The organism is Mesonia maritima (assembly GCF_042433895.1).
GTDB lineage: Bacteria > Bacteroidota > Bacteroidia > Flavobacteriales > Flavobacteriaceae > Mesonia > Mesonia maritima.
In genome coordinates this window covers 1-12,383 of record NZ_JBHLUA010000001.1, presented here as the reverse complement: position 1 = coordinate 12,383, position 12,383 = coordinate 1, and the positions used below count along the sequence as shown (strand labels likewise).

General features: G+C 30.9%; 17 protein-coding genes. 14 read left to right on the top strand and 3 right to left on the bottom strand.

The features are described from left to right. The first annotated feature begins 329 nt into the window (after positions 1-329). The 8 genes from ACFFGL_RS00085 (at position 330) to ACFFGL_RS00050 (ending at position 6,154) form a co-directional block, all read left to right on the top strand. A complete protein-coding gene (locus ACFFGL_RS00085; RefSeq protein ID WP_309730801.1) occupies positions 330-932 on the top strand; it encodes a WG repeat-containing protein in 603 nt (200 codons plus the stop codon). A gap of 147 nt (positions 933-1,079) precedes the next feature. Beyond that, positions 1,080-1,976, top strand: coding sequence for a tetratricopeptide repeat protein (locus ACFFGL_RS00080; protein ID WP_309730798.1), 897 nt, complete (start codon positions 1,080-1,082; stop codon positions 1,974-1,976). Positions 1,977-1,985: 9 nt separating this feature from the next. Beyond that, a complete protein-coding gene (locus ACFFGL_RS00075; RefSeq protein WP_309730795.1) occupies positions 1,986-3,101 on the top strand; it encodes a T9SS type A sorting domain-containing protein in 1,116 nt (371 codons plus the stop codon). A gap of 138 nt (positions 3,102-3,239) precedes the next feature. After that, positions 3,240-3,371, top strand: coding sequence for a hypothetical protein (locus ACFFGL_RS00070; protein WP_309730792.1), 132 nt, complete (start codon positions 3,240-3,242; stop codon positions 3,369-3,371). Positions 3,372-3,557: 186 nt separating this feature from the next. Continuing rightward, positions 3,558-4,208: an FEKKY domain-containing protein gene (locus ACFFGL_RS00065; protein WP_309730790.1), complete on the top strand. Its 651-nt coding sequence runs from the start codon at positions 3,558-3,560 to the stop codon at positions 4,206-4,208. A gap of 131 nt (positions 4,209-4,339) precedes the next feature. Further along, complete coding sequence (locus tag ACFFGL_RS00060) at positions 4,340-4,876, top strand: Crp/Fnr family transcriptional regulator (protein WP_309730787.1); 537 nt, start codon at positions 4,340-4,342, stop codon at positions 4,874-4,876. Positions 4,877-4,930: 54 nt separating this feature from the next. Next, on the top strand, positions 4,931-5,473 hold the full coding sequence (locus ACFFGL_RS00055) for a DinB family protein (RefSeq protein ID WP_309730784.1): 543 nt from the start codon (positions 4,931-4,933) through the stop codon (positions 5,471-5,473). A 213-nt stretch (positions 5,474-5,686) separates the two neighbouring features. Then, positions 5,687-6,154, top strand: coding sequence for a DinB family protein (locus ACFFGL_RS00050; protein ID WP_309730782.1), 468 nt, complete (start codon positions 5,687-5,689; stop codon positions 6,152-6,154). Between the two features lie 172 nt (positions 6,155-6,326). Here ACFFGL_RS00050 and ACFFGL_RS00045 read toward each other — a convergent pair whose 3' ends face one another. Together ACFFGL_RS00045 and ACFFGL_RS00040 are read right to left on the bottom strand one after the other, a co-directional pair. Further along, on the bottom strand, positions 6,327-6,719 hold the full coding sequence (locus tag ACFFGL_RS00045) for a VOC family protein (protein WP_309730780.1): 393 nt from the start codon (positions 6,717-6,719) through the stop codon (positions 6,327-6,329). Positions 6,720-6,743: 24 nt separating this feature from the next. Further along, the gene (locus tag ACFFGL_RS00040; protein ID WP_309730777.1) at positions 6,744-7,712 is read right to left on the bottom strand and encodes an aldo/keto reductase; all 969 of its coding nucleotides are present in this window, start codon (positions 7,710-7,712) and stop codon (positions 6,744-6,746) included. A gap of 111 nt (positions 7,713-7,823) precedes the next feature. On the opposite strand from ACFFGL_RS00040, the gene ACFFGL_RS00035 reads away from it, so the two are divergent. Next, the gene (locus tag ACFFGL_RS00035; RefSeq protein WP_309730774.1) at positions 7,824-8,171 is read left to right on the top strand and encodes a winged helix-turn-helix transcriptional regulator; all 348 of its coding nucleotides are present in this window, start codon (positions 7,824-7,826) and stop codon (positions 8,169-8,171) included. A 59-nt stretch (positions 8,172-8,230) separates the two neighbouring features. Here ACFFGL_RS00035 and ACFFGL_RS00030 read toward each other — a convergent pair whose 3' ends face one another. Beyond that, on the bottom strand, positions 8,231-8,395 hold the full coding sequence (locus tag ACFFGL_RS00030) for a hypothetical protein (RefSeq protein ID WP_309730772.1): 165 nt from the start codon (positions 8,393-8,395) through the stop codon (positions 8,231-8,233). Positions 8,396-8,490: 95 nt separating this feature from the next. On the opposite strand from ACFFGL_RS00030, the gene ACFFGL_RS00025 reads away from it, so the two are divergent. The 5 genes from ACFFGL_RS00025 to ACFFGL_RS00005 all read left to right on the top strand — a co-directional run bounded on the left by ACFFGL_RS00025 (position 8,491) and on the right by ACFFGL_RS00005 (position 12,094). Continuing rightward, a complete protein-coding gene (locus ACFFGL_RS00025; RefSeq protein ID WP_309730769.1) occupies positions 8,491-8,901 on the top strand; it encodes a helix-turn-helix domain-containing protein in 411 nt (136 codons plus the stop codon). A 216-nt stretch (positions 8,902-9,117) separates the two neighbouring features. After that, on the top strand, positions 9,118-10,017 hold the full coding sequence (locus ACFFGL_RS00020) for a hypothetical protein (RefSeq protein ID WP_309730766.1): 900 nt from the start codon (positions 9,118-9,120) through the stop codon (positions 10,015-10,017). Continuing rightward, entirely contained in the window at positions 10,014-10,349 is a 336-nt protein-coding gene (locus ACFFGL_RS00015; protein ID WP_309730763.1) for a hypothetical protein, read from the top strand. The genes ACFFGL_RS00020 and ACFFGL_RS00015 overlap by 4 nt, the downstream gene beginning before the upstream one ends. A gap of 245 nt (positions 10,350-10,594) precedes the next feature. Then, positions 10,595-11,320, top strand: a complete 726-nt coding sequence (locus tag ACFFGL_RS00010; RefSeq protein WP_009780324.1) for a superoxide dismutase — start codon at positions 10,595-10,597, stop codon at positions 11,318-11,320. A gap of 258 nt (positions 11,321-11,578) precedes the next feature. Beyond that, positions 11,579-12,094, top strand: a complete 516-nt coding sequence (locus ACFFGL_RS00005; RefSeq protein ID WP_309730748.1) for a hypothetical protein — start codon at positions 11,579-11,581, stop codon at positions 12,092-12,094. Positions 12,095-12,383: the final 289 nt, after the last annotated feature.

Below are 12,383 nucleotides of genomic sequence, written 5' to 3'. Positions count from 1 at the left end.
AAAAGCCCTAATCAGATCTATAAAGAATTTTCATTGGGTCTAGACCCAATGAAAAAAGAAAAATTGTGTAATTTAGAGCTGTCCGAAAACGGGTAAGTCTTCAACGCAATTTAACTGTTTGGTAAACTCATACAAATACAGTAAAATGAGTGAATACGATAAATTTATTGAACCAAATTAAAAGCCCACAATATTAATTCATACAATACATGGTTACCCATTATTTAAAACAAAATTTTGGTATATTTGAAGTGTTTCGAGATTAAAAAACAAAGTATAATTGCACGCTACTCCTCGACAAAAGAATCGGTTGGCAATAATATTGAAAAATGAAACGAATAATTCTAACTTTATTTTTACTTTCTATAAGTGTATGTTTTTCTCAAGAAAAATATAAATATAAGATTGGAAGAGAATGGAATGGAAATAGAGAAGTTTATTCGATTATTAACCAACGGGGTGATACCATTCGAAAATTAGATAGTATAAAATACTTCAATACGCTTCACAATAAATTTAACCACTTCGTTATTTTTCAAATTAAAGGAAAACCTGGCTGGAGCGCAATTGATATTAATGAAAATTACTTATTTCAAGTCTATAATCGATTATCAGGAGAACCCTTCCCGGATTATGTAAAAGAAAATCGAATTAGAATTATTGGTAAAAACAATAGAATCGGATTCGCAGACGCTTTAGGAAATATTGTAATAAAACCACAATTTGAAAAAGTTACCGAATTTGATAATGGCTTTGCAATATTTCAATCCGAGTGTGTAAAAATTCAAAACAACGTAGCTCAAGGAGAACATCCGGGAGTTAGATACAAATGCGAAAAAATCGGGTATATCGATAAGAGTGGAAAAATTATAGAACTCGGAGAGTTTAATTTTAAAGAATTAAGAGAAAGAATTAACTGGAATGGTAATTAAAACATACTTAATTTATACAATACCTAGTTACCCTCAATTTTAAACCGAAATTTTTGGTATATTTGGGGTGGTACAGTACATGGATAACCCGTAATTGAACGCGATTTCTTACCCTAAACACGTTATATTTCATTAAATACCAATCTTATGAAAAATATCATTTTAATAATTTCAATCTGTATTATTTCTTCGTGTAAGCCCAATAAACAAGATTCAAAAAAGGATATAACATCTTCTCCCATAGAAGACAATGCGGAGTTGATTGAAATTTATAAAAATGACCAGGCCGACCGCCAAACCACCAATATAGACTGGGGCGTCGTTTCTAAAAGAGATAGCTTAAGAGAAGTAAGAGTGTATCAACTTTTAGATTCAAATAAAGTAAAAACCTCTAGAGATTACCACAATGCCGCAATGATTTTTCAACACGGAGGAGATTCTACCGCCTATGGAATGGCCGTTAAATTAATGCGTAAATCTATTGAGCTTGATTCTACAGCAAATAAATGGCTTTTAGCGGCCGCTATCGACAGGCATCTGCTAAGTAAAAATGAACCTCAAATCTATGGAACGCAATACCATAAAATGGGAGATCAACCTTGGGTTCTTGCCGAAATCGATACCACCAAAATCACCGATGCGCAACGAAGAGAATATGGGGTCGAAACCTTAGCGGAACAAAGAGAGAAGGTAAAACGAATGAACAAAAAAGAACTAGCAGAGCTGCTGGATCAGGGAAAATCTGTTAAAGAAGTAATTACATTTATAAAATCAGAAAATAACGATAAAACTAATTATGACATCTCAGAAAATGGAATTAATAGTTTCGGGTATGATTTAATGGGACAACAGAAAGAAGATGCATTGCTAATTTTTAAACTCAATACAGCGTTATACCCAAACGCGTATAACACCTGGGATAGTTTAGGCGAATGTCTGTTAGCACTCGGAAAAAAAGAAGAAGGCATACAAGCTTATAAAAAATCTTTAGCATTAAACCCTAACAATCAAAATGCGAAAAGAATAATTGAAGAAAATAAATAAGGGTATCACTTGAAAAAAATAATTATAATCACCGCATTTATTTTAGTTACCTTCAATCTCATCGCTCAAGTAGCGAACGTGGAAGAAAAGTTTGATTTACCAATAGTATTGAGAGAATCATCAGGAGCTATATTTTTTAACGATAAACTTATTCTTCATAATGATTCGGGTAATGAAAATAAACTTTATGAGTTAGATACGATTTCTGGTTTAGTTAGTAGAATAGTGACAGTTACCAACGCAACAAATGTAGATTGGGAAGATATCGCACAAGATGAGACATCAATATATATTGGCGATATAGGCAACAACAGTGGAGATAGAACCGATTTAAAAATTTATACAATAAATAAAAATGATTATCTAAGTTCCTCCAATGTAACAGCAGAAATTATAAGCTTTAGCTATTCAGATCAATTAGATTTTGTCCCTAACCCTAATAATACAGAATGGGATGCAGAAGCCCTAATTTCTTTGGATGCAAATAACTTGATTTTATTTACTAAAAACTGGGTTAATGGCACTACAAAAGCTTACTCAATCCCAAAAAACAGCGGAACATTTACGATAGCCCCCTTAACAACAACGCTATCTAGTGGAGGGTTAATCACCGGGGCTACCTACAATCCATCGACAGGAAAAGTATATTCAATAGGGTATAATTCGGCATTACAACCTTTTGTTTGGGTTAGTGAAAACTTTACAAATAATGATGTTTTTTCAGGCACTAACACACAAATAGCACTTACAAGCTTAGAGTTTGAACAGGCAGAAGCTATAACATATATTGGAGCTAATAGGTATTTTATTACCTCCGAATCATTTAATATTGGTCCTTTATCCGATAATGCAAAATTAGTTTCATTTACTACAAATGACAATGTATTATCTATTACAGAAAAGAAAACGAGCGTTGTTACTTTATATCCAAATCCTGTCCGAGATGTGCTGTATATTAATGGCTTAGCATTTACTTCAATTGAAATTTATGATACTAAGTGTTCACTTGTTTATCGAGGATACAACGAAAAAATAAATGTTTCAGCACTTAACCAAGGTATTTATTTGGTTAAGGTTAATTTAAAAGATGCTACCTATAACCTCAAGAAAATAATTAAGTATTAATTAAATATTGTTTTAGAAAAATATTATAAATCAGAACTTCCAACAGAATTTAATCCCGCAATATTTTTTGTCCATTCAAGAAAAAAATATTGGAACGAAATTAATGAAATTGCAGAAAGAGAGTTTAAAAATGGGAATATGGGAAAGTGCGATTATGGTTATATCAAATGGCATACTTCTGGAAGAAAAGAAAATAAATATTTGGATAAAAATGGAATAAAATATGTTGCAAATGCTGAAGGTCGAGCTGTTTTTTGTAGAAATTTGTGAAGACAAATAGAAATATCTTACAGCAATTTATATAAGTAATAGCGGTTTAAGTGCAAAACTTGAATCGCTTTTTTATTTAATTTAAGTACTTTGTAAACTGAAAATTAATTGCTTAAAATTCAGTTTCACCTATATGCTAAACCATTTTAGGGAATTTAAAAATTAACCTAAAAAATGATAAATTAAATGAGATTAGGGTTAACAATATTATTTTGCCTTTCTTCCGCATTCTTGCTTGCTCAAGAAATCAATATTAATGGAACGGTGGTTGAGAAAATGGATGGTCAACCCCTACTTTCAGTGGACATTACCAATAATAATGGAGAAAAAATTGCAAAGACTGATTTCGATGGTAAGTTTTCTATAGAAGCAAGCAGGAATGACTCATTAACTTTTTCACTCGACGGTTTTGAAGCTAAAAAAATAAGCGTGGGAGATATTTTAACTAATAAGTTAGTGATACGCTTAAAAGAACATCCAAATTATGTTACCGTGGAAGGCTTTCATATAAAATATGATCCGTGTCCCGGAATAGTAATCTCACCAGACCAAATTATTTATACGGGGAAGCCAAAGACATTTTTTAAAGAAAATAAAAATAAACGTTTATTTATAATTTTCGTTGAGGGATTAAACCCAACATTTAAGAATGAGAAAGACTCCATTTATGAGCAAAAATTCAATATAGTATATTATTCGAAAGCCTTCGGTTGGGATGATAAATTTGCTACCGAATATAATAAACTGACTTTTAAATATCTTGAAAAAAAGTATAATCGAGATTGGCTAATTGGAATTCGAATGGATGCTGTAGGAATTGAAGAACATTTAAAATAAAACTGCCTACCACACAGCTATATTCTTTTCGAAAAATCCTTGCAAATATACTATCTTCGGGATAAGACGGAAAATTCTTACGAATTTCACCCAAAGAAACCATATCCAAAACGTTACTGCAAACCAAAAAAATGAATCCAATTGAAAAATTAGTAGAAGAAATTGAAAGTCAAAATTTATGGGAAAAAGAATTGAATTTGACGAGAAAAGAATATTTAAAAGTTCAAGGCAGTATAGATACTAATCTTTATTTTATAGTTAAAGGAAGTTTACGAATTTTTATTATTGATGAATTTGAAGAACATACGATAAGATTTGGATATAAAAATAATCTTATTGCAGCTCTTGACTCATATATAAAAAATGAGCCTTCAGATTTGTATATTCAAGCAATTAAAAAAACTGAATTAAAAGTTATTTCAAAAAACAGTTTTAATAATTTCATATGGAGTTCAAAAAAATATATAAAAATGTGGCTGGAAATAGTCAATGAACTTGTATACCAACAAATGGAACGAGAACGTGATATTTTAACCAAATCGCCAGTAGAAAGATATAAGCGTGTTTTAGGCAGAAGTCCGCACTTATTTCAAGAAATACCAAATAAATATATTGCTTCATATTTGAGAATGCAACCTGAAACGCTTTCGAGAATTAAAAAATCTTGATTTCAATCAATTTTAGATCATCTTGTTATTTCCAAATTTGTAGAAAATTCAGATATGAAAATAAAAACAGAATCTTTAATATTGGATTTAATTGAGCGAACACGACAGAATATCAATCAAGTTGAACAATTGAGCCAGTTAACAGAAAAAGAACTCAACAAAAAGAAAAACCAAGTGACTTGGAGCGTCCTTGAATGCATTGAACATCTTAATCTATACGGCGAATTTTATATTCCTGAAATAGAGCAGAAAATAGAACAAAGCAAAACAGATCCAGATCAACTCTTCAAATCCGGAATCTTAGGTAATTATTTTGCTAAAAGTATGTTGCCTTCAGGGAAAATGAGAAAAATAAAAACATTCAAGGATAAAAACCCAAATGGTTGTAAGTTGAATAAGAGAACTTTAAAAAGATTTTTAGAACAACAAAAGCAAATTCTGGAACTTTTAAACAAATCAAGAAAAGTCAATTTAAACAAAACCAAAACAGCGATTAGCATCTCAAAACTGCTAAAATTAAAATTAGGAAATACATTTAGAGTTTTAATTTACCATAATCAAAGGCATATTGAACAAGCAAAAAAAGCAATTGAATAAAGCCAGCAAGTAACCACGTTTATAACAATTAGCTGCGTCACCTCTAAACTGATTATTTTGATATATTTGAAAGCTTTCTAAATCTTTTAATTAAAGATAAAATACAAAAGTTTTAGCTTGTGGAGAGATTGAAAAATAACTCATAAATCCATGCTATTTGTAATAGATAAGCAATTGACTGTAATTTGAAACAACATTCTCGAAAACAAAAAAATGACCCAATCTGAACTCATAATTTTAAATTTCACAGAAATAAGGAGAAGAAGTATAAAGCTTTGGAATGGACTCCCTGAGAAATATTACAATTGGAAACCTGACGAAAAAGCAATGAGTGCATCAGAAATGATAAGACATGTTTTGCAAGCTGATTATGGTTGGAATATAATTATTAATCAAGGAGATATGGCAAACTATAAAACACCTTGGAAAAACCGACCATTCACAAACCTAAAAAATGAACTTGAATTTGCTGCGCCTATTAGAGAAACTTTTTTAGAAAGTGTGCGACAATTTTCGGACACCGAACTAAATGAAATCGAAATTGTACACCCAGGACAAGAAGGCAAGAAAATACTTGGAAAATATTTATTACGGATTGGATATCACGAAGCTGTTCACGCGGGACAATTCTTGTCGTATTTAAGAGCAATGAAAATCGATAGACCAAAAATATGGGATTAAAAAACACTACAGCCAACATCGTTGCTATAACAAATAGCCTACAGGTTCTTAAGTTAATTAATAATTTATTTATTTTTGAAACCAACCTACCTATATGATTGGTAGTTACGGCTACTTTTTATATACGCGACACGTTGCATGTCATTTTAAAAGACCGAAAATAAAGTGAAATTTATAAATAAAATTCAATTCTAATATTGCTCGGGTCATTGAGCCAAATCTTTTCTTTTTTACTTGAACTATCGATATGAATACCACTATTTTTTATTTCCTTTTCATTTAAGACTTTTTCTACTTCCTCTAATTCTGATAGGTTTTTAAGTCCGAATGCAACGTGGTCAAGTCCAATATTTGAGGGGTCGAATTTTGTACTTAATTGATTTTTGTGTCGTTTTTGTATAAAAATCAACATCGTTTGACCTACTTGATACATTACTGTGTTTGAATTGGTATAAAGTGCTGGACCGAATATTTTGGTATAAAATTTTTCTGTCTCAATTACATCAGAAATCGCAAAAACGATGTGATGCATAGTTAAATTTTCTTTAATACTGTTTTTTATCATTTTTATAAAATTACAGGTTAATGATTACGTTGCATTTCGTACAGTAGCTAACAAATCGTGAGGATAACCTAATGCTACCTTGCTTAAATTATCCAGATCTATAATATGTTCTTCTGTTAATTTAATATGGGCGGCCTTTAAGGACTCCTGGAAATGAGAGATTTTACGCGCTCCAATTAAAGGAAATGCGTTCTTTGATAATACCCAGGCAAATGCAACCTGTCCAGCAGTTGCATTAATTTCTTTTCCTATCGCGATAAGCTTATCAATTATAGTTTTTGTTTTTTGATCTTCCTTGTATTCAGCATCACTTCCTAAATTAATTCGACCCGATTCTCCATTTCTATATTTTCCAGTCAGCACTCCTCCCGCTAATGGGGAATACATCATAGTTGCTAAACCAAATTCTTCTGCCATAGGCAGAAACTCACGATCTGCTGTTCGCTGCAATAAATTGTATTCTATTTGTAGTGCAGTTAAGTTTGTTAAACTTGCAATAGACGCAACTTTCCAAGCTGGAAAATTAGTTAAACCCGTATATAAAACTTTTCCTTCTTTCACTAAGTCTTCTAAACCTCTAATAATTTCATACATAGGAGTTTTACCATCATCAAAATGAGGCATATAAATATCAATATATTCTGTTTTTAGACGCTTCAAGCTTGTTTCTACTGCTTGTTTCATCGACTTACGATGATTTCCATAGTTACTTATAGCAGGATTAACTTCACTACTTTTTGTGTACTTTGAACAAATAATAAAATCGTTCCGTTTATTCTTCAAAAAACCACCTACAATTTCTTCCGCTTCGCCAAGTTGATACAAATCAGATATGTCTATAATATTTCCTCCAGCCTCTTGGTATGCTGAAAGTATTTTTGTGGATTCTTCTGGGGTTGCCCCATATCCTTTTCTAGTTCCAAAGTTGGAAGCTCCTAACACAACTTCACTTGCATATAATCCTGTATTGGCGCCAAATAATTTATAATTCATCATCATTAAATTTTATAGGGCAAACATACAACCCTTCATTACTGCTATCAAGTACGGATAAATTTACCCGTATTAAAAAACCGGTATATTTGTATAGAAACATCTTCATTTATGTACAAGAGAAAAACACCGGTAACTGTTGATTGTGGACTTCATCTTTTTATGGAAGTGGTAAACGGCAAATGGAAGATTAATTTAATATGGTGTATCTATAATGGCATTATACGTCCAGGTGAATTGCAAAGGAAAATTCCTAATGCCACAAGAAGGGTTTTAGAAACCCAATTAAAACAGCTAGTTAGCCACGGTATTCTGGTGAAAAAAGATTATGAAACAAAGCCTCCCAAAGTTGAATATCATCTAACTGAATTAGGAGAATCATTAATTCCAATTATTAAGTCTACAGCAAAATGGGGTGAAGAAAATAGAGAAATATTGGAAAAATTAGTAGTGAACTAAAAACGCCGGACAACAATTGTAGTCGTTGCACAAGCCTGTAATTCTTAGAAAACCAACACTTAAACTCCCTCAAATTTTAAATATATTAGCATCGATTTAATGGCTTTCTTGAGAGTAGTCATGATCTCTAAAGATAAGCCCAGCATGCCTGCTCCGCTTTTTACGCGTTTTTGAGTAAACGTAAGGTATTTTTTCAGGTTATTGGCTATGGCTGTAAGCTGCATACACTTCGGACCTGTTTTTAAGCCTATGCTTTCCTCAATTCCATAAATTGTATTTTACCAATACAAGAATTCATAAAAGTTAGTATCTTTGGAATATGAGTACAACAGCCACACCACATATCGGAAAAAAAATAAGCCGCATTCGGGAACTTCGAGGGATGAAACAAGAAGCCCTCGCCTTAGAGTTAGGCGTTAGTCAACAAACCGTTTCCCACTTGGAGCAAAGTGAAACGATCGATGAGGAAAAACTAGATAAAGTGGCGAAGGTCTTAGGGGTTAGTAAAGAAGCTATTGAAAACTTTAGTGAGGAATCTATTTTTCATAATATTAATAATTTTAATGACAACAGTGTTAACAATGGTCCTTTAAATAATGTTCATTGTACATTTAATCCCATTGATAAAATTATAGAGCAATCCGATAAAATTGAGGAGCTTTATAAAAAATTGCTGCAAGCTGAAAAAGAAAAGAATACGTATATGGAAAAGTTGCTGAATAGCAAATAATTTAGTTTTTATAATCTAAAAGCCATTAGCTGTAAAAAGTTAGTGGCCTTTTTTATGGTTAAATGTTACTGTTTTTATTTATTTTAAATCGGGTGTACTTTTATTATCAAATTCTTATAACCATAACAAAAAAGTTCTGTTATCCCGGGATAATATATTATAAACAGATATATTTGTTTGGATATAACCTGTTGTAAACAATTTAAAACAAAAAAAATGAAATTAAAACATTTACTTATTCCTATCGTACTAATATTTATTAATACAATTTATTCTTGTTCTGATGATAATGAATCAGTTTCAGAAAATAATAATGAAAATCCAACAGAAGGAAATGAAGATGGAAATGGCGATGAAACAATTAAGTACATTAATGAAATAGATTATACTAATAATCAAAATAATGATAAATTACTCTATGAAAATGATAAATTACATCAAATTTTCATTTATTGTTGTCAAGTAACTAATAGTAATGGGTCTTTTAAACAAGGTAACCTATATCAATTTGAATATAACAATGATAAAATATCTTCTGTTTACGTTAAATCTTTACAGTATAACGGCGATTATCCAAATTTAAATAATCAAGAAATCAATAATAGCCAAAATAAACAATTCACATACGTTTATGATAATCAAAATCGATTGATTGAACTTGCTCCAGAAAATAACCAATATCGAAAATTAGAGTTTTTATACGATAGTAATAGAATTTCTCAAATTAAAAGATATTCCTTACAAGATGGAGATTATATTTGGACAACTAAAACAGAAATTTTTTACGATTCAGAGGAAAATGTTTCTCAAACTGCTTTAACTTATTTATCATCAGGTTTTACATATAATCAATATTTTACTTATGATGATAAGAAAAACCCATTTAATGTTTTGAATGAAAGTTTTGGTTTAATTGACTTTTCTTTTAGTTTTTATGGTTTTGATACCAGCAATGGAAATTTACAATATTATCTTTCTAAAAATAACGTAATCGAAACAGCTAATAATGATGGACCTCAAAATAGCGTAGACTACGAATATGAAAATAATTATCCTGTCGAATTATTATTTAATAGTGATGGAATAAATAATTCTCAATATTTAATATACCAATGATAAAAAAAGAAAATCTAATAGGTGTTTGGGAAACAAAAGACTTTCCTTTATATAATTATGATGACAATAAGACTTTTGTTTTTTATATAAGTGATGATTACAAATCAACCTTTTATAAAAAAGAACCAAATACTGATAATTATATATATGTAATTAGCGAAATCAAAATTAGAGATAATGAAGATGGCTCATTTTTGTTATCTTTTAATGACAATGCAGTGTCAAATGAATATCTTGAATTTAAAGGAGAAATGTTTGGATTTCAAAAACCCAATTCATTTGTTTGTGAGATTCCAAAATTTGGGAAAAGATACTTTGAAAAAATAAATTAAAAAACTGTTTACAACACCGTATATAGCTCATAGCTAATTATTTGCCTAACCAAAGTTAAGGTATATTTGGAAAGTCGCCAAATTTTTAAATTTGACGATTTCCAACAAAAAAGATAAATAGTAAAATTTAAAAATCTGGCTTGTGCTCAATCCGAAAATTAATTACTAATTTGCACGCTACGAGCCATATACAAGACCGTTGGCAGTAATGTGGAAAAACGAGATAAATTGAAAAAAGTATAAATATGGACAGAAAAGAATTTTTAAGAAACACGGCAATTTTAGGTGGAGCGACAATCCTACCAATGAACAACGTTTTTTCACAAAATGTAACGGAAAACGGAATTGACAGATTAGTGGACAGTAATGGAAATTTCATTCAAAAATCACTTCCATACAATAAAACTTTTTTGGAGCCACATATGGATGAAGAAACCTTACATCTGCACTTTGAATTTCATCACGGTGGAGCAGTAAAAGGGGCAAACACAGATTTGATTAAAATTAAGGAACATCTAAAATCGGGCGATTTAGACCAAGTGGATTTGTGGACCCGAAAGTTAGCTTACCACTTTTCAAGCCACGTGCTTCATTCCATCTTTTGGACGAACTTAACGAATAAAAAAACTGAACCCAAAACTGAACTCTTAAAACAGATAGAAAAGGATTTCGGTTCATTTGACAAACTGAAAAGCTATATCGGGAAAATATCAAAAACTGTAGAAGGAAGCGGTTGGGGTATTTTGGGTTACCAACCTTATTCGGATAGCTTGACATTGTTACAATGCGAAAATCATCAAAAATTAACACAATGGGGAGTTGTTCCGATTTTGGTGATTGATGTTTGGGAACACGCCTATTATTTGAAATACAAAAATAAAAGAGCCGATTTTGTTGATACAGTTCTTGAAATTATCAATTGGGACAATGTAGCTGACCGATTTATGACAGCAAAACGACTGACAAAATAAACACTACTGCCAACAATGGCTATAAGTAATTGCTTGTTCTCGCCTACTTCTGAAAATCCTCACGGATTTTCAGTTTGGTGTGTACTTGCAAAGTTAAGTGCTAAACCACGCAACTACTCATAGCCGAAACCGTTGTGCAACATTTGAAAAAAATACGAGTGTCTAACAAAAACCACATAATTCGATTAATAATTATTGTAGGAATTGGAATATTTCTGACCTATAAAATTTATCAATTTCGATTTTCAAGTTTTGTATTTGATTACATTCTTTTTTCTCGGAGTCGCATTATTCGGATTTATATTTTGGCTTTGGACAATTTTTAGAGATTATAAGCAATACAAAGCGACAGAACAAATCAAATTTTTAATCGGTCCTTTAATTGGTATAATCTTTTTGATAACCATTTTCGGAATAAATTGGAAAAATGAATCTGATTTAAACAAACCGACTTTAGTGCGTGCTTTTTATGATGGAGATTTTAATGGAACAGGAATTGATTTCAAAACAGACGGAACTTATATTTTTAACAATTCTGCTATTGGTTTGAGCGATTACACTTATGGTACTTACAAAATTAGCGGACAAAAGATAACTTTGGATAAAAACGAAATAGACAATGTAATTAAAACCAATTTACTTGAAATAAAAGATGTAAAAGAAAACGGAGTTGATTATTTAGCTGGAGAATATTTATTTCAAATCGAGCCGAATGGAAACGAAATAAAAAGAGCAACAAAATTTAGAATTGTAGTAGATAACAGAACTGAATAAAAAACGTTGCACAACACCGTATATAACAAATAGCTACGTCTTTTCCAAACTGGAAATTTTAGTATATTTGGTAAGTCGCCAAATCTTTTGATTTGGTTTTTTGAACTAAAAAAGATAAAAACAAAATACAAAAGTTTTGGCTTGTGGTAAGATTGAAAATTAACTCCTAATTTTACGCTACTTGTCAAGAACTGTGTTAAAAAACAAATAAATTCGAATATTTATTTCGCTAATACGCTTCTATGATTTTCATCGTATTTCAAACCTGATTTGGCAATTGCAAAGGCCT